We start from the raw sequence: 17697 nt of genomic DNA on the forward strand, positions 1-17697 counted from the left end.
CCAGCACGGTGTCGCCGACCTGCATGTCGGAGCTCTTGCCGAACTTCGCGGCCTTAAGGCTGGAAACGCCGGTGGCCTTGACCACGGCCAGGTCGGTGCGGGGGTCGGTGCCGACGATGGTGGCCGAGGCCTTCTTGCCGTCGGCGAAGATGACCGTGACGGTCGAGCCGGTCGCGGTGGCGACCACGTGGTTGTTGGTCACGATGTAGCCGTCGGCGGTGAGCACGACACCGGAACCCTCACCGGAGTCGGTGGTGATCGAGACGACGCTGTCCTGCACGGCCGAGGCGATCTGGGCCAGCGAGGAACGGTCGACCACCCGGGTCGTCGACGAGTTGCCGGTCTGCACGGTCGGGCTGTTGCTGTCGTTGTCGAAGGCCAGTGCCGTCGCGGCGCCGACCCCGCCCGCGCCCAGCGCGATCAGCACGGCCGCGGCGCCGGCCACGAAAATCTTGCGACCCCGGCCGGAGGACGGTGGGCGCTGGTCGGTGCCGACCGGCGCGGCCCAGGCCGGCAGGCCGGTCTGCTCGGTGGACTGCCAGTCCGGCTGCCCCTCGACGGCGGGCTGCGCGGTGGTCTGGGTGGCGGCCGACCAGCCGTTCGCGTAGGCCGGCTGCTGAGCGTACTGCTGGTAGGGGTGCTGCTGGCCGTAGCCGGCGGGCTGCTGGTAACCCGGGTGCTGCTGGCCGTAGCCGGGCTGCTGCGGGTAACCCGGGTGCTGTTGGTAGCCGGCCGGCTGCTGCCACGGGGACTGCTGCTGCCACGGGGTGCCGGATTGCGGGGCGGCCGACGCCGGCGACGCCGACGCCGGAGCCACCGACGCCGGAGTGGCCGACGGTGCGCTCCACTGCGGGGCGGCCGGCGCAGGTGTGGCGGCCGGCTGCGCGGCGGCGGCCGGCTGCTCAGACTGTCCCCGCTCCGCGCTGCTGCTCTCGGAAGCGGCGTCCGCGGGCCGCGGTTCGGTCTCGTTCTCGTTCATGGCACTCACTTTGCCCCGCTGTGCTCGTATCAGACTGTGTTACGGCTGGATGTTTTCTGTGAAGCTTTTGTCGGGATTCAAGGCGGGCAAAGTGACCTTGAAGGTCGCTCCACTGCCCTTTTCACTGATCACCTCGACGGTTCCGTGGTGTGCCCGGACGATGGCCGCCACGATGGCCAGCCCGAGCCCGGTGCCGCTCGCCTCCCGCTCGGTGTGCCGGGTGCGCGCCTCATCGGCCCGGTAGAACCGCTCGAAGACGTGCGCTTTCTGCTCGTCGCTCAGGCCGGGGCCGGTATCGGAGATCTCCACCACCGCCCGGTTGCCCGACTCGGCGTAGATCCGCAGGGTGATCGACGTGTCCGGCGGCGTGTGCACCAGCGCGTTGGTCATCAGATTGCCGATGACCTGGCGCAACCGGGCATCGTCGCCGTACGCCACCAGCTGCTCCGGCTCGTCGCGCACCTCGAGCTCGATCCGGCGTTCCGGTGCGATCGCCTCGGCCGCCTGCACCGCGTCGAGGCCGAGCACCGGCAGCTCGACCGGGGCCAGCGTGAGCGGCCGCTCCCGGTCCAGCCGGGCCAGCAGCAACAGGTCCTCGACCAGGAGGCCCATCCGGGACGCCTCGTCCTCGATCCGGCGCACCAGACGGGCCACGTCGGCCGGATCGGCGACCGCACCCTGGCGGTACAGCTCGGCGAAGCCGCGGATGGTCGTCAACGGCGTACGCAACTCGTGCGAAGCGTCCGCGACGAACTGCCGCATCTTGGCCTCGGAGGCCAGCGCCCGGCTCTCGGAGAGGCGGGCGGCCTCGGCCGCCTCGCGGGCCGCCGTCTCGGACTGCGCCCGGGCGATGAAGGCCGCCTCGATCTGGGCGAGCATCGCGTTCAGGGCGCGGGAGAGCCGGCCCAGCTCGGTGGTCGGTTCACCCCCGTTCTCCTCCGGGTCGGGCACCCGCTGGGTGAGGTCGCCGGCACCGATCGCGGCGGCGGTGCGCTCGATCTGCAGCAGCGGGATCAGGCTCTGCCGCACCAGCGCGGCGCCGACCGCCGCCAGCGCGATCAGCACCCCCACGCCGACCAGCACGTCGGCCCGGACCAGCCGGGCGATGGCGTCGTCGATGCCGGTCATCCGCTGCCCGATATGCAGCACCGAGTCGTTGCTGAGGCGGATCACCAGCATCCGCCACATGTACTTACCGTTGGTCGAACGCGCCGTGTACGGCGTGCCCGCATGCGCGCTGATCTGGTCGAGGCCGGACAGGATCTTCGGCAGATCGGCGGCGGTCAGGTTGCCACCGGCGTAGACGTCGCCGACCCCGGTCACCGATTTCACCGAGGCGAGGTAGTCCGGCGGCACAACCACCCAGTAGTGCGTCAGCGCCCGGTTGTTGGTGGCGGCGGTCTCGACCGAGGTGTCCGCGAACGAGCGCAACTGCTCGTCCATCCGCGAGATCAGGTAGCTGTGCAACGCGTACGTGCTGGCCAGGCTGATCAGGGTGAGCGCCGCGAAGACCAGCACGAGCACCGACGCCACCAGCTTGGTGCGCAGGGACACTCGGCGCAGGCTGGGCTGCGGCGGGATCGCTGTGCGAACCCGCTCGGTCAGCGTCACGGCGGGCCTAGACGGCCGGTTTGCGAAGTACGTAACCCACGCCGCGCAGCGTGTGGATCAGGCGCGGCTGCACGTTGTCGACCTTGCGCCGAAGGTACGAAATATACGACTCGACGATGTTGTCGTCACCGCGGAAGTCGTACTTCCACACGTGGTCGAGGATCTGCGCCTTGGAGAGCACCCGGTTGGCGTTGAGCATCAGGTAACGCAGCAGCTTGAACTCGGTCGGCGAGAGCTGCACGCGGTTACCGGCCCGGTAGACCTCGTGCGTCTCCTCGTCGAGCTCGAGGTCGGCGAAGACCAGCCGGGACGGCTCCTCCTCGCCCTGGGTGGTGCGGCGCAGCACGGCCCGGATGCGGGCGGTGAGCTCCTCGAGGCTGAACGGCTTGGTCACGTAGTCGTCGCCGCCCAGCGTCAGGCCCCGGATCTTGTCCTCGGTGCCGTCGCGAGCGGTCAGGAAGACCACCGGAGTGCGCTGGCCGCCCTCGCGCATGAGCCGGATGACCTCGAAACCGTCGAGGTCGGGCAGCATGACGTCGAGAACGACCAGGTCGGGTGTCGCGTTCTTGGCCGCGCTCACGGCGGCACTGCCACTGGTCGCGGTGCTGACGTCGAACCCGGCGAAGCGGAGGCTGGCGGAAAGCAGCTCGAGAATGTTCGCGTCGTCCTCGACGACGAGGAGCTTTGCCTCGCTCTGCTTGGGCTGGGTCTGGATGGCCATGACGGCCATTGTTTATCAGTACGCTGCAGCTTCGCTGCACACTGGCTGAAAGTTGTCTGGGAGGATGGCCTTCAGTCCGCCCAAGGAGGTGGCGGGGCCGGTGGGGGTCAGGCGGCGAGCCTGTAGCTGGATGGTCCCAGGGAGGACTGGACGGCCCGGGCCAGGGTGCGGCGGTCGGCCTCGCCGGTGGGGCGCAGGGCCGGGGCGGTCACCAGGGTCACCGTCAGCGACCGTAGCGCAGCCACCCGCCGGACCGAAGCCCAGAGCGTGTCCTCGCCGATGAACGCGGCCGCGGTGCTGTCGTACCGGATCGAGGCGGGCACCACCGGCGCGTTCGCGTCGATCGCCGCCTGGAACAGAGCGGGACGGAAACGCCCGTTCTTGGCACCGCAGAACGTCGTACCCTCCGGGAAAGCCGCCACCGACCGCCCGGCCTTCAGCGCGGCAGCCACCTCGGCCACCGTCTGGGGCAGCGCCTTCGGGCGCGACCGATCGATGAAGATCGCTCCGGAGAGGCCGGCCAGCGCGCCGATGCCCGGCCACGCGCCCACCTCGCCCTTCGCCACCAGCCGGACCGGCGCCACCGCGAGCAGCACCAGGATGTCCAGCCAGGAGACGTGGTTGGCGGCGAGCAGGCTGCCCGGCCGCAGGGCCGGGCCCTGCCGGACCAGCTTGATCCCGAGGACCGCGAGCATGGTGCGGGCCAGGGTCCGCAGCGCGCCGCCGCGCAGGAGCGGCACCATCAGAAAACCACCGAGGAGTACGCCGGCCAGAGTCACCACGCGCAAGGTCGCCACACCCCGGAACGCGCGTACGTCGGCGCCGTCCCGGCATTCGTCTCCGCATCCGGAGACCGGTTGCCACATCATCGGGCCGCTCCCAGGAAGTGCCGGCGGTACCGCGGGTCCAGCCGGTCCATCGAGAACAGGACGTAGAAGTCGGCGCACTCGAAGTCCGGATCGTAGGCCGGCTCGCCGCAGATCCAGCTGCCCAGTCGCAGGTAGCCCTTGAGCAGCGCGGGGGGCTGCGTCTTCGGGTCGCCGACCAGCTCGGTGCCCGCCAGCCAGCTCAGCCGCGGGGTGACCCGCAGTGCCGGCGGCGCGAGGTGTTTCGCCTGCACCCGGGCCCAGACGCCGGCCGCGGTCGCGCCGCCGTCGGCCAGCGGCACCGAGGCGCACCCGCCGAGCCAGCGCAGGTTCTTCAGGTGCATGTAGCGGGCGATGCCGGCCCACATCAGGTTGACCACGGCGCCGGTGCGGTGGTCCGGGTGGACACAGGAGCGTCCGGTCTCGACCAGTTGGTCGCGCAGCGGGCGCAGGGCGCTCAGGTCGAACTCACCGTCGCCGTACCGGCGGCCCGCCTGCTCGGCCGCCTTGGGGGGAAGCATCCGATAGGTCCCGACCACCTCGCCGGTCGCGTCGTCGCGCACGATCAGGTGGTCGCAGTGCTCGTCGAACTCGTCGACGTCCCGTCCGTCCACGGCGCCGGTCAGGTGGGCGCCGAGTTCGCCGGCGAAAACGTCGTGGCGCAGCCGCTGCGCGGCGGCGACCTGGCTGGGGTCGTCGGCGATGAGCAGGGTGTAGCCGCTGGTCCCGGTAGATGCGGGGGCGGTCAGTAGAACTGCCATGTGATCTGTGTAAGGGCGAGAACTGCCGATGGAATGTCGGCCTTGGTGGGGATGAATGGCCGAAACATGAACGCCTTGTGCTTTCCGCCACGGGCCCACGCGGATGGCGCTCAACTAGTACGTTGATCCCTTTCGAGAAGGGGGCTGCTCGATGACCGGGCCAGCGAGCGACGCGATAGTCGTCGATCACCTGAGCAAGCAGTACAAGAAGCTTCGAGCCGTCGACGACCTGAGCTTCAGCGTGCGGTCCGGGCGGGTGACCGGTTTCCTCGGCCCGAACGGCGCCGGCAAGACCACCACCCTGCGCATGTTGCTGGGTCTGGTCACGCCGACCTCGGGCAACGCCACCATCGGCGGGGAGCGCTACACCGAGCTGCACGAACCGATCAAGCACGTCGGCGCGGTCCTGGAGGCATCCAGCGCGCACCGCGGCCGCACCGGCCGCAACCACCTGCGGATGATCTGCCGGGCCGCCGGCCTGCCCGACTCGCGGGCCGACGAGACGCTCGAGTTGGTCGGGCTCACCCCGGCCGGCAAGCGCAAGTTCAAGGGCTACTCGCTCGGCATGAAGCAGCGGCTCGGCATCGCCGCGGCGATGCTCGGCAACCCGCGGGTGCTGATCCTCGACGAGCCGGCCAACGGTCTCGACCCCGAGGGCATCCGCTGGATGCGCGACCTGCTCAAGGCGCTCGCCGCCGAGGGCCGCACGGTGCTGGTCTCCAGCCACCTGCTCGGCGAGATGCAGGTGCTCGCCGACGACGTGGTGATCGTGGCGGCCGGCAAGCTGGTCCGGCAGGGCCCGGTCGACGAGGTGCTCGGCTCGATGGGCACCTCCCAGGTGCGGGTGCGCACCCCGCAGCCGGCCGAGCTGACCACCGCGCTGACCTCCCTGGGGGCGTCCGCGACGCCGCAGGCCGACGGGTCGCTGCTGGTCAGCGGCGCGGAGGCGGCCGCCATCGGGCACGCCGCCTTCACCGCCTCGGTCGAATTGCACGAACTGGTCGCCGAGCGCGGCGATCTCGAACAGGTCTTCCTGCAGCTCACGGCCGGAATGGCGGGCATCCGATGAACCTGATCAACGCCGAGCTCTTCAAGCTCCGCACCACCGCGATCTGGTGGATCATGGGCATCGTCCTGCTCCCGCTGTACGCGGCGAGTGTGCTGGCCAACTGGGCCCAGTTCGCCTCGACCAACCCCGACCAGGTCAGCGATCCCGACCAGGCCGAGCAGGTCCGGGCGGCGCTCGAGCCGATCAACGTGGCCACCACGCTCTACACCAGCGGTCAGTACTTCGGCGTACTGATCGTCCTGTTGCTTTCGGCGATCATCGTGACCAGTGAGTTCTTCCACCTCACCGCGACCGCCACGTTCCTGGTCACTCCCAAGCGGGAATCCGTCATCCTGGCCAAGTTCGGCGCCGCGGTGATCGTCGGCGTGCTGCTCTGGCTGCTCACCACCCTGATCAACCTGATCGTGGTGCCGCCGATCATGAGCAACCTCGATCTGAGCAACCAGCTCGGCGAGCCCGCGGTGTGGCGGGCCATCGGGCTCAACCTGCTGGCCTTCGTGCTGTGGGCGGTGCTCGGCGTCGGGCTGGGTGTGCTGATCAAGAATCAGCTCGCGGCGACGCTCATCCTGGGCATCGTCTACGTGGTCGGCACCTCGGCCATCGGGCTCATCTTCTTCCTGCTCACCGAGTACGTGGCGCAGTGGTTCGAGAACCTTCAGGTGCTGATCCCGACGAGCGCGTCGCAGCTCATGATCTCGGGTACCGATCTGCCCGGTAACCCTCCGCGCTGGGTCGGTGCCGTCGTGCTGATCGGTTACGCGGTGGTCGCCGGCTTCTTCGGTACGTGGCTCACCAAGCGCCGCGACATCAGCTAGCGCAACATAATCTTTAAGTGTCCGTAGAGCCGACGCGGGGGCGGATCTTGCCCCCGCACGGCGTAGCCTTGACACCGAATTCTTCCCGTCCCATGTGACGACCCGGTCGCGTGCTGACAACATGGTGAAAGAGGCGAACACGAAAGTGTCGACCCAGCAGACTTCGCATGACAACCCACTCGCGGACTTCGGCCCCAACGAGTGGATCGTCGATGAGATGTACCAGCGCTACCTGGCCGACCCGACCAGTGTTGACCCCGCCTGGCACGATTTCTTCGCCGACTACAAGCCGGCGATGGCAACGGGTTCGATCGTCACCCCCGACGAGGCGAAAGCGGCCAACGCCACCGCCTCGGCGGCCAAGGCCGGCACGGACGCCCCCGCCGCCACCACCGTCGCCCCGGTGAAGCCGACAGTTCCCGACGCTGCGAAGCCTGCATCGAAGCCCGCGCCGGCCGCCAAGCCGGCTCCGGCCGCCGCCTCCAACGGCAAGGCGCCCGAGGGTGCGAAGGTCACCACCCTGCGCGGGGTGGCCGCCAAGATCGTGCAGAACATGGACGCGTCGCTCGAGGTGCCCACCGCCACCTCGGTGCGAGCCGTCCCGGCCAAGCTCATGGTCGACAACCGCATCGTGATCAACAACCACCTCGCCCGCGGGCGCGGTGGCAAGGTCAGCTTCACCCACCTGATCGGGTGGGCGCTGGTGCGGGCGGTCATCAAGCACCCCGAGATGAACAACTCGTTCGCCCAGATCGACGGCAAGCCGGCTCTGGTGCAGCCCGAGCACATCAACCTCGGCATCGCCATCGACCTCGCCAAGAAGGACGGCAGCCGCACCCTGGTCGTGCCCTCCATCAAGAACTGCGAGCAGATGGACTTCCGCAAGTTCTGGCAGGCCTACGAGGACGTCGTGCGGCGGGCCCGGCGCAACGAGCTCACCATGGACGACTACTCCGGCACCACGATCTCGCTGACCAACCCGGGCGGCATCGGGACGGTCCACTCGATCCCCCGCCTGCTGCAGGGCCAGTCCGCGATCATCGGTGTCGGCGCGATGGAATACCCCGCGCCCTACGCCGGGATGAGCGACGAGACGCTGACCGACCACGGCGTCAGCAAGGTCACCACGCTGACCAGCACCTACGACCACCGGGTCATCCAGGGCGCGCAGTCCGGCGAGTTCCTCAAGGGCATGCACGAATACCTGCTGGGCGACCACGGGTTCTACGACGAGATCTTCACGTCGCTGCGCATTCCGTACGAACCGGTCCGCTGGGTCCGCGACGTGGCCCGCACGTCCGAGGGGCAGATCGACAAGGCCGCGCGGGTCGTCGAGCTGATCCACGCCTACCGCGTGCGCGGTCACCTGATGGCCGACACCGACCCGCTCGAGTTCGAGATCCGCCGGCACCCCGACCTCGACGTGCTCCAGCACGGCCTCACCCTGTGGGACCTGGACCGCACGTTCCCGGTCGGCGGCTTCGCCGGCAAGCAGCGGATGAAGCTGCGCGACGTGCTCGGCGTCCTGCGGGACACCTACTGCCGCCGGGTCGGCATCGAGTACATGCACATCCAGGGCCCCGAGGAGCGGCGCTGGATCCAGGATCGCATCGAGATCAAGTACACCAAGCCGGACCAGGACGAGCAGAAGCACATCCTCAACCGGCTGAACGCCGCCGAGGCCTTCGAGACCTTCCTCCAGACCAAGTACGTCGGTCAGAAGCGGTTCTCGCTGGAGGGCGGCGAGTCGCTGATCCCGCTGCTCGACGCCGTCCTCGAGTCGTCGGCCGAGGCCGGTCTCGACGAGATGGTCATCGGCATGGCCCACCGCGGCCGCCTCAACGTGCTGGCCAACATCGTCGCCAAGCCGTACGAAAAGATCTTCAGCGAGTTCGAGGGCCAGATGGACCCGAAGTCCTCGCACGGTTCCGGCGACGTCAAGTACCACCTGGGCCAGACCGGGAAATACACCACGCCCGACGGCGAGCACTCGACCACCGTCAGCGTGGTGGCCAACCCGTCCCACCTGGAGGCCGTCGACCCGGTCCTGGAAGGCATCGTCCGCGCCAAGCAGGACCGCCTCGACCTGGGCCTGCACGGCTACACGGTGCTCCCGCTGCTGGTGCACGGCGACGCCGCGTTCGCCGGCCAGGGCGTGGTCGCCGAGACGCTCAACCTGTCCCAGCTGCGCGGTTACCGCACCGGCGGCACGGTCCACGTGATCGTCAACAACCAGGTCGGCTTCACCACCGCCCCGGAGTACAGCCGCAGCTCGATGTATTCGACCGACGTGGCCCGGATGATCCAGGCGCCGATCTTCCACGTGAACGGTGACGACCCCGAGGCCGTCGTGCGGGTCGCCAAGCTGGCATTCGAGTACCGCCAGGCGTTCAACAAGGACGTCGTTATCGACATGGTCTGCTACCGCCGCCGTGGTCACAACGAGGGCGACGACCCGTCGATGACCAACCCGCGGATGTACCAGATCATCGACACCAAGCGCTCGGTCCGGAAGCTCTACACCGAGGAGCTGATCGGCCGCGGCGACATCACCGTCGACGACGCCCAGGAGCAGCTGCGCGACTACCAGTCGCAGCTGGAGCAGGTCTTCAAGGCCACCCGCGACGCGGCCGGCACGCCGCCCCGCCCGCGGGTCATCTCCGAGGAGCCGGAACCGCAGGTCGACACCGCGATCGACGCTGCCGGGGTCGGCGCGGTCGGCCAGGCCCACATCGAGCTGCCCGAGGGCTTCACCCCGCACAAGCGGGTGCAGCAGCTGCTCGAACGGCGCGCCAAGATGGCGAACGAGGGCGGCATCGACTGGGCGTTCGGCGAGCTGATCGCGTTCGGATCGCTGCTCGCCCAAGGCGTCACGGTTCGCCTCGCCGGTCAGGACTCCCGCCGTGGCACGTTCGTGTCCCGGCACGCGTCGATCGTCGACTCGAAGACCGGCAAGGACTTCCTGCCGCTGTCCACGCTGGCCACCGGCAACTCCCGGTTCTTCGTCCACGACTCGCTGCTCAGCGAGTACGCGGCGATGGGCTTCGAGTACGGCTACTCGGTGGAGAACCCGGACGCTCTGGTTCTCTGGGAGGCCCAGTTCGGTGACTTCGCCAACGGCGCCCAGTCGATCGTCGACGAGTTCATCTCCTCCGGCGAGGTGAAGTGGGGCCAGCAGTCGTCGCTGGTGCTGCTCCTGCCGCACGGCCAGGAGGGGCAGGGCCCCGACCACTCGTCCGGCCGCCCCGAGCGGTTCCTGCAGCTCTGCGCGCAGGACAACATGCGGGTGGCCAACGTGACCACCCCCGGCAACTACTTCCACCTGCTGCGCCGCCAGGCCCTGTCCAGCAAGCGCAAGCCGCTGGTGGTGTTCTCGCCGAAGTCGCTGCTGCGGCACAAGCTGGCGGTGTCGCCGGTCGCCGACTTCACCACCGGCACGTTCCAGCCGGTCCTCGGTGACGCCGGCGTCAACGGCACGCCGCTGGACGCCGGCTCGGTGAAGCGGGTCCTGCTCTGCTCGGGCAAGGTCTACTACGACCTGTTCCAGGCCCGGGCCGAGCGCGGCATCACCGACACGGCGATCATCCGGATGGAGCAGATCTACCCGCTGCCGGTGGCCGAGCTCAAGGCGATCCTCGCCCAGTTCCCGAACGCGGAAGACTTCGCCTGGGTGCAGGAGGAACCGGCCAACCAGGGCGCCTGGACGTTCGTGGCGCTCAACCTGCTCGAGCATCTCGAGGGCGTCCGGCTGCGCCGGATCTCCCGCCCCGCGGCGGCCGCTCCCGCGGTCGGCTCGGCCAAGATGCACGACGCCGAGCAGTCGGCACTGATCGAGGCCGCTCTTCCGCGCCCTTGATGTTGATTTGAAGGGGGCGCTCCGCTTCGGCGGGGCGCCCCCTTTTACTATCCGGTCATGTACTTCACCGATCGGGGCATCGAGGAACTGGTCGAACGGCGCGGCGCGGAGACCGTCACGCTGGAGTGGCTGGCCGACCAACTGCGCACGTTCGTCGACATCAACCCCGAGTTCGAGACCCCGATCGAGCGCTTCGCCACCTGGCTGGCCCGCGCCGACGAGGATGACGAGGAGTAGCGCGCCGCCCCCGATCCGCCGGATCGAGCCGGCGCCGGACGTCCCCTACGACCGGAACGCCTGGTGGGCGAAGATCCCGGCGGTGGCGGCGGTCCTCGAGCACGGCCTCAACCTTCCCGCCGGGGTGACTTTCCTGGTGGGCGAGAACGGCTCGGGCAAGTCGACGCTGATCGAGGCGCTGGCCGGCGTGCACGGCCTGAACCCGGAGGGCGGCTCCCGCGGCGCCATGCACTCCACCCGGGTCACCGAGTCGCCGCTGGCCGACGCCCTGCGGGTGATCCGAACCCCCGGCAAGCGGGCCAACTCGTACTTCTTGCGGGCCGAGACCATGCACGGCTTCTACACCTATCTCGAAGGTCTCCCCGACTCGCCGGACCACGACCTGCACGACCGCAGCCACGGCGAGGGCTTCCTGACGCTGCTGGAACGCAAATTCCGCGGGTTCGGCTTCTATCTCATGGACGAGCCGGAGGCTCCGCTCTCGTTCACCTCGACGCTGCGCCTGACCGCCCACCTGGACACCCTGCGGCTGGCCGGCGCCCAGGTGATCGTGGCCACCCACTCCCCGCTGCTGACCGCCCTGCCCGGCGCCACCATCCTGGAACTGGGCGATCACGGCATCCGCCGGGTCACCTGGACCGACCTGGAGCTGACCAACCGCTGGCGGCTGTTTCTCGCCGACCCGGAAACATACCTGCGGAGAACCTTGAACAGCGGCCCACCGCGATGATGCGGAGGGCCGCGGTCCGGTGCTGCGTTCTACGGCGCAGGGTCGGTGCCGAGTGCCTCGCGAAGCAGCTTGTATTCACTGGATTCTTGGTTCCAGCCTTCGATGGACTCGGCGTCGGGAGCGGCGCCGCCGGGTTCCATCGCCATGTGCCAGCCGACGTGCCGGGTGTTGTCGACGACCCAGGCTCCACATTTCGGGCAGGTGTGGCCGACCGGACCGGCCGCCGCGAGCTCGGCGCCGGTGGCCGGCGACTCGGTCACGCCCATCGAAGGACCGCGGCCCTTCTGGCGGTAGGTATCCGCGGCGATCCACAGCGGATGCCACTCCTGGGTCAGCACCGACTGCGGAACACGAAACTCGACCGCGAGCTTGCGAACCAGCGCCCAAGCCGGCTGCATCTTCCCGTTGAACACCTTCGACAACGTGGCTTTGCTGTAGCCCACCGAACTGCCGAGCGTGTCCAACGACGGTTTGCCCGCCTGCTGATGGGCGAATCGGAGCCGATCGGCGAGATCAGTGCCGGCCGTCTCGCCGTCCATGAACTTGGCCTTCATACGCGCCAGTTCGTGCTCACGGGCAGCGGGCGAGGCTGCCCGGTCGGCGCGAGGCGGCGAGGGCGTCGACACCTGTCGCGCCAGCTCGATTCGCACCGCGGCGAGACGCGCTTCCGCCCGGGCGGCCTCGCTCGCGGCCATGCGCGCCCGGTCCTCCAAGGCTTGAACATGTGCTTCAAGTTCCGCTGCGCGGCTTTCCCGAAGACGGAGTTCGACAAGGCGGTCCTCAAAGGTTCGCCGAGACCTCGGATCGAGAATTCGGGTCGGCGCCGCAAGCGGGTCGCCGGCCCCCGCTCGACCCGGGCCGGGTTGCTCGTCTCGGATCACGCCGGCGGGCTTGATGGCGGCCGGGTCGGCCCGGTGGCGAGGGCCACCAGGCCGACCCGGGTCGGGCGTTGCCCCAACCTCAGTCACGGGCGCGGTCCCGGGTAAATGGATCCGATTGCCGGCAGCGGTACGTCATCGATCACCCATCGAGCGATAGTCGCGGCGGCCAGGCCCACCCCGAGCAGAGTGAGCAGGACGGTTTGCAGATCTCGGCCGGCGCCGAGCAGCACACCGCCGAAGAGGATCACGACCACGAAGATGATGATGCGTCGCCGGGCGCGCCGGTCCGCGAGGCCCGGGGACGGATCCCATTGGCGGTAAGGCATCGGCAGGTGCTTGTGGGGCATGAATATGCCCACCTTTCTGTGCTTGGTTGATCCCTGGGCCGAAGTCCAAAGAATTGCGTAATAGCAGCGCTGACGCCCCGTTGGGTAGGCCAGGCATCAGCGCCGGGAAGACATTCTGCCGCATCGGGACGACGGAAACCAGCACAGAGCAGCGCGGAACGGGAGATCAGGAAACGGCCCTCTCGTGCAACTTGCACGGAAGCCACGGATGAGGTGAGATGCGCCCGCGAGCTCCGTTTGATCAAGGCCCGGGATAATCCGAACAGGGCTCGGGTTCCGGGAAATAAATAAGGGGCCGGCGCAGACATCATTGATGCCGCACCGGCCCCTTACTCTTTTCCCCGGAGAGTGGCCTACCACAGCTCTTTCCGGGTCTTGCTATCCGAACCGGCCCAGGGATCAAACCAGACACAAGATCGGATTAGGAGGACCGAGCCCTCCTGCTTTTAGCGTACCGGGAAGCGATCCCTCCCGCTAGATGATCAACGCCATCGACCACTCACACGATCGAACTCCCCCGCAGGCGCTAACGAGAGGGTGCTGGTGTGAGCCACTCGCGCGCCAGAGTTAGGAAACAACGCGAACCTCGGGCCGGACGAACTCGGCCCCCTGCCTGCACCAACTCCAGCAAGATGATCGTCCCGGTACGAAACGCTACGAAACAGTAGGGAACAAAACTAAAGGCGAAACCGAAAGTGGTAGGCCTTTAGTGCATGCGAAGCTGCCCGATCAGACCACCCCCGAGAATAACTCGACACCCGCACCATCCTTCCGAATCGGATGATCAATTACAGCGGCGATCACGCCTCCTTTGGGAGGCGTTTGATTTGAGCCGCTTTATTCAATCACGAGATTCCTTCACGTCGCCGTGCTGCAAATTGCAGGAGAATTGCGCTACCGTGGGCGCGGCCCGAACAATGAGAAGCATCGATCACACACCCGGTGGCGCGACCGGATAAATGCCGATTATCGAAGTGGCGGGCCGTCGCATTATTTCGGACATAAGGTTCATACTGCGCATTTGGTTCTAATAGCTTTGTAAGGGAGATAATGGCCACTATTGCGGAGGCCGAATCGACGCCCACGAGGTCCGCGTTTCGGCACACGTTTCCTTGTTGAATAGGTTCCCTGTGGGCGTGTCGCGAAATCCGGCCGCGCGGGAACGCTCCCACGACATCCGCCGCATATAGATCATTACGCTTTGAAATTTTAGGTCAGTTTAGAGATAGATTTCCCAGCCATCGCCAAGCGCTGGCCTGACCGCACGGTAATCGAGCTCAGTCGGCGCCGGGCGTGCCGAGCTCCAGCCTGTGGATAACAGGTGTACCAGTGCCTAGTGTGCACTGGACAAGCTCCGTCCACAAGAGGACTTTTGGCCCGGCGGGCTTCGTCCTCTCGCCGGTAGCTTGAACACGTGGCACGAAGCGTTTATGTGGCCGGGCTCGGGCCTGGCGTCGGCAAGAGCACCGTTGCACTCGGCCTGGTCGAGTTGCTCTCTCGCCAGGTCGCCCGCATCGGGGTGTTCCGCCCGCTGCTGTCCGGCCCCGGCGAGGACACTCTGCTGACCCTGCTCACCGAGCGATACCCGGTGGTGGCTCCCTACGCCGACTCGTTCGGCGTCACCGCGGCCGAGGCCGGTCAGCTGGTGGCCGACGGCAAGTGGGAGGAGCTGATCGGCCGGATCGTCGAGCGCTATCGCGAGGTGGAGCGGCGCAGCGCCTCGGTCGTCGTGATCGGCAGCGACTTCGCCGGCAGCCCGGCCGGCGGCGGCGACGAGATGCCTCGTGAGCTGGGCTTCAACGCCCGCCTGGCGACCGAGTTCGGCAGCGTCGTGATCCCGGTGATCAGCGGCGAGGGGCGCGGTGAAGAGGCAATCGGCGCGGCCGCCCGAAGTGCGTACCATTCGCTCGTCGACCTCGACGCCACCGTGCTGGCGGTGATCGCCAACCGGGTGCCGTCGGGGGTTCCGCTCCAGCCGGCTGCCGGCCTGCCGGTGCCGATGTGGTCGATTCCCGAGGTCGCGGCCGTGGCCGCGCCGACCGTTGCCGAGGTGGCCGCCGCACTCGGCGCCACCGTGGTCAGCGGCTCGGAGAACGCCCTCGACCGCGACGTGCTCGACTACGTCGTCGGTGCCGCCCACGTGCCCGCCCTGCTGGAACACCTGACCGACGGCGCGCTGCTGATCACCCCCGGCGACCGGGCCGACCTGCTGGTCGCCGCGAGCGCCGCGCACGCGGCCGGCAACGTCACGTTGTCCGGGCTGGTGCTGACCCTCGGTGAGGCGCCCGACCCGCGCGCGGTCGCGGTGATCGAGAAACTCAACACCGGGCTCGCGATGCTGGTGGTCGACTCCGACAGCTATCACACGATCGCCTCGGCCTCCCGCATCGAGGCCCGGCTGAGCACCGGCACGCCGCGCAAGGTCGAGGCCGCGCTCGGCGCGTTCGAGGAGAATGTCGACACCGCCGAGCTGGCCCGCATCCTCGACGTGGCCCGCTCGGCCCGGGTAACCCCGCTGATGTTCGAGAACGATCTGATCGACAAGGCCCGCGCCGAGCGACGCCACCTGGTGCTGCCCGAGGGCACCGACGAGCGCATCCTGCGGGCCACCGAGACCCTGCTGCGCCGCGGCGTCGCCGAGCTGACCCTGCTCGGTGACCGCGCCGAGATCACCCGCCGGGCCCGCGAGCTCGGCGTCTCGATCGGCGGCGCCAACCTGGTCGACCCGGAGACCAGCGAGTGGCGCGACCGCTTCGCGTCGCGCTACGCCGAGCTGCGCAAGAAGAAGGGCGTCACGCTCGATCTGGCCTACGACGTGGTCCGTGACGTCAACTACTTCGGCACCCTGATGGTGGAGGAGGGTTACGCCGACGGCATGGTCTCCGGAGCCAACCACACCACGGCCGCCACCATCCGCCCGGCCTTCGAGATCATCCGCACGGTGCCCGGGCTGACGGTCGCCTCCAGCGTCTTCTTCATGCTGCTGGCCGACCGCGTGCTGGTCTACGGCGACTGCGCGGTAAACCCCGACCCGGACGCCGCCCAGCTCGCCGACATCGCACTCTCCTCGGCCGACACGGCCGCCGCGTTCGGCATCGAGCCCCGGGTGGCGATGCTTTCCTATTCGACCGGCAGCTCCGGCGCGGGCGCCGACGTGGAAAAGGTCGCGGCGGCCACCGCGCTGGTCCGGGAGCGCCGGCCCGACCTGCCGGTCGAGGGCCCGATCCAGTACGACGCGGCGGTCGACCCCGCGGTGGCGGCCACCAAGCTGCCGGACAGCACGGTCGCCGGCAAGGCGACGGTCTTCGTGTTCCCCGACCTCAATACTGGGAACAACACCTACAAGGCGGTTCAGCGGTCGGCCCATGCGGTCGCCGTCGGGCCGGTCATGCAGGGGCTGCGACGGCCGGTCAACGACCTGTCCCGCGGTGCGACGGTCAAGGACATCGTCAACACGGTGGCGATCACGGCGATTCAGGCGGCGGCTCGATGACCAGGATTTTGGTGCTCAACAGCGGTTCCTCGTCGGTGAAATACCGACTCTTCGACGGCACCGAAACGCTGGCGAAGGGGCTGGTCGAGAAGATCGGCGAACCGGGCGGCAACACCTCCGACCACCGCGAGGCGCTCCAGAAGATCATGTCGGAGACCGATCTGGACGGCCTGGCCGCGGTCGGTCACCGGGTCGTGCACGGCGGTTCCGACTTCACCGAGCCGACCGTGGTCGACGACGAGGTCGTGGCCCGCATCGAGTCGCTGATCCCACTGGCGCCGCTGCACAACCCGGCGGCGGTCACCGGCCTCGAGGTGGCCCGCAAGCTGCTGCCCGACGTGCCGCAGGTGGCGGTCTTCGACACGGCGTTCCACGCGACCATCCCGCCCGAGGGCGTGACCTGGGCGATCGACGCCGAGTTGGCGGCCAAGTGGCAGATCCGGCGATACGGATTCCACGGCACCTCACACGCGTACGTTGCTCGCCGCACCGCCGGGATCCTCGGCCGTCCCGTCGAGGACACCAACGTGATCACCCTGCACCTGGGCAACGGCGCCAGCGCGGCCGCCATCCGGGGCGGCCTGAGCGTGGCCACCTCGATGGGGCTGTCGCCGTTGGACGGCCTGGTGATGGGCACCCGCAGCGGCTCGATCGACCCGACCGTGATCTTCCATCTGCACCGGGTGGCCGGCCTGCCGATCGACGAGATCGAAAGTTCGCTGACCCGGCACGGCGGCCTGCTCGGCCTCTGCGGCGACAACGACATGCGCGCCGTCGCGGAACGCCGCGAGGCCGGCGACCCGGCTGCCACCCTGGCCTTCGACGTCTACATCCGGCGGCTGCGCGAGTGCATCGGCTCCTACCTCGCCGTGCTCGGCCGGGTCGACGCCATCACGTTCACGGCCGGCGTCGGCGAGCACTCCCCCCAGGTGCGGGGCGCGGCCCTGGCCGGCCTCGAACCGCTGGGCATCGCGGTCGACCCGGCCCGCAACGAGGCCGCCGAGAAGATCATCTCCCCGGACGGCTCGCGCACTGCGGTGTGTGTGGTCCCCACGGACGAGGAGTTGGAGATCGCCAACCAGTCTCGCGCCGCTCTCGGGCTGGCCGACTGATCAGGAAACCAGCCAGACGATCAGGGCGATGAGCACGACGGCGACGACCACGCCGGTGACGATCAGCGGGGTCTTGGAGGCTGCGGCGGGCTCCTGCGGGGTGTCCTGAGTAAAGGCCCGGAACGCCTCGGTGTTGCCGCTCGGATCGACGCTGTTGTCAGACATGGCCAAGACCATAGCGAAAAGAAGCCCGTCCGCCGACCACCCCACCCCCGCGAC

Annotated in this window: 15 protein-coding genes; 7 read left to right on the top strand and 8 right to left on the bottom strand. The window is 68.7% G+C overall.

The features are described 5' to 3' along the window. The 5 genes from Ato02nite_RS21525 to Ato02nite_RS21545 all read right to left on the bottom strand — a co-directional run. The coding region (locus Ato02nite_RS21525) for a S1C family serine protease (protein ID WP_213008400.1) at positions 1-979 on the bottom strand (979 nt) is incomplete at its 3' end. 39 nt (positions 980-1018) lie between these two features. Continuing rightward, positions 1019-2590 (bottom strand): sensor histidine kinase, encoded by a 1572-nt coding sequence (locus Ato02nite_RS21530; RefSeq protein ID WP_213008401.1) that lies wholly within the window; start codon positions 2588-2590, stop codon positions 1019-1021. A gap of 7 nt (positions 2591-2597) precedes the next feature. Beyond that, positions 2598-3311 carry a response regulator transcription factor gene (locus Ato02nite_RS21535; RefSeq protein ID WP_213008402.1) on the bottom strand — a complete coding sequence of 238 codons (714 nt, stop codon included), beginning with the start codon at positions 3309-3311 and terminating at the stop codon, positions 2598-2600. A 107-nt stretch (positions 3312-3418) separates the two neighbouring features. Continuing rightward, positions 3419-4180 (bottom strand): lysophospholipid acyltransferase family protein, encoded by a 762-nt coding sequence (locus tag Ato02nite_RS21540; protein WP_213008403.1) that lies wholly within the window; start codon positions 4178-4180, stop codon positions 3419-3421. Next, complete coding sequence (locus Ato02nite_RS21545) at positions 4177-4938, bottom strand: GNAT family N-acetyltransferase (protein ID WP_213008404.1); 762 nt, start codon at positions 4936-4938, stop codon at positions 4177-4179. The genes Ato02nite_RS21540 and Ato02nite_RS21545 overlap by 4 nt, the downstream gene beginning before the upstream one ends. A 151-nt stretch (positions 4939-5089) precedes the next feature. Between Ato02nite_RS21545 and Ato02nite_RS21550 the strand changes: the two genes are divergently transcribed. The 5 genes from Ato02nite_RS21550 to Ato02nite_RS21570 all read left to right on the top strand — a co-directional run bounded on the left by Ato02nite_RS21550 (position 5090) and on the right by Ato02nite_RS21570 (position 11645). Next, on the top strand, positions 5090-6007 hold the full coding sequence (locus Ato02nite_RS21550; protein ID WP_213008405.1) for an ABC transporter ATP-binding protein: 918 nt from the start codon (positions 5090-5092) through the stop codon (positions 6005-6007). Then, the gene (locus tag Ato02nite_RS21555) at positions 6004-6822 is read left to right on the top strand and encodes a DUF2705 family protein (protein ID WP_213008406.1); all 819 of its coding nucleotides are present in this window, start codon (positions 6004-6006) and stop codon (positions 6820-6822) included. The genes Ato02nite_RS21550 and Ato02nite_RS21555 overlap by 4 nt, the downstream gene beginning before the upstream one ends. A 145-nt stretch (positions 6823-6967) precedes the next feature. Then, positions 6968-10678 (top strand): multifunctional oxoglutarate decarboxylase/oxoglutarate dehydrogenase thiamine pyrophosphate-binding subunit/dihydrolipoyllysine-residue succinyltransferase subunit, encoded by a 3711-nt coding sequence (locus Ato02nite_RS21560; RefSeq protein WP_213008491.1) that lies wholly within the window; start codon positions 6968-6970, stop codon positions 10676-10678. Positions 10679-10735: 57 nt separating this feature from the next. Beyond that, positions 10736-10915 carry a DUF6104 family protein gene (locus Ato02nite_RS21565; RefSeq protein WP_213008407.1) on the top strand — a complete coding sequence of 60 codons (180 nt, stop codon included), beginning with the start codon at positions 10736-10738 and terminating at the stop codon, positions 10913-10915. Continuing rightward, the gene (locus tag Ato02nite_RS21570) at positions 10902-11645 is read left to right on the top strand and encodes an AAA family ATPase (RefSeq protein ID WP_213008408.1); all 744 of its coding nucleotides are present in this window, start codon (positions 10902-10904) and stop codon (positions 11643-11645) included. The genes Ato02nite_RS21565 and Ato02nite_RS21570 overlap by 14 nt, the downstream gene beginning before the upstream one ends. 29 nt (positions 11646-11674) lie before the next feature. Here the strand turns inward: Ato02nite_RS21570 and Ato02nite_RS21575 are convergent, their stop codons facing one another. Further along, positions 11675-12340 carry a helix-turn-helix domain-containing protein gene (locus tag Ato02nite_RS21575; protein WP_213008409.1) on the bottom strand — a complete coding sequence of 222 codons (666 nt, stop codon included), beginning with the start codon at positions 12338-12340 and terminating at the stop codon, positions 11675-11677. 269 nt (positions 12341-12609) lie between these two features. Then, positions 12610-12873, bottom strand: coding sequence for a hypothetical protein (locus tag Ato02nite_RS21580; protein WP_213008410.1), 264 nt, complete (start codon positions 12871-12873; stop codon positions 12610-12612). Positions 12874-14287: 1414 nt separating this feature from the next. Between Ato02nite_RS21580 and pta the strand changes: the two genes are divergently transcribed. Then, on the top strand, positions 14288-16366 hold the full coding sequence (pta, locus tag Ato02nite_RS21585; protein WP_213008411.1) for a phosphate acetyltransferase: 2079 nt from the start codon (positions 14288-14290) through the stop codon (positions 16364-16366). After that, the gene (locus Ato02nite_RS21590; RefSeq protein ID WP_213008412.1) at positions 16363-17478 is read left to right on the top strand and encodes an acetate/propionate family kinase; all 1116 of its coding nucleotides are present in this window, start codon (positions 16363-16365) and stop codon (positions 17476-17478) included. The genes pta and Ato02nite_RS21590 overlap by 4 nt, the downstream gene beginning before the upstream one ends. Here the strand turns inward: Ato02nite_RS21590 and Ato02nite_RS21595 are convergent, their stop codons facing one another. After that, the gene (locus Ato02nite_RS21595; protein ID WP_213008413.1) at positions 17479-17643 is read right to left on the bottom strand and encodes a hypothetical protein; all 165 of its coding nucleotides are present in this window, start codon (positions 17641-17643) and stop codon (positions 17479-17481) included. Between the last annotated feature and the right edge of the window lie 54 nt (positions 17644-17697).

The sequence above is a fragment of the Paractinoplanes toevensis genome (genome assembly GCF_018332695.1).
GTDB lineage: Bacteria > Actinomycetota > Actinomycetes > Mycobacteriales > Micromonosporaceae > Actinoplanes > Actinoplanes toevensis.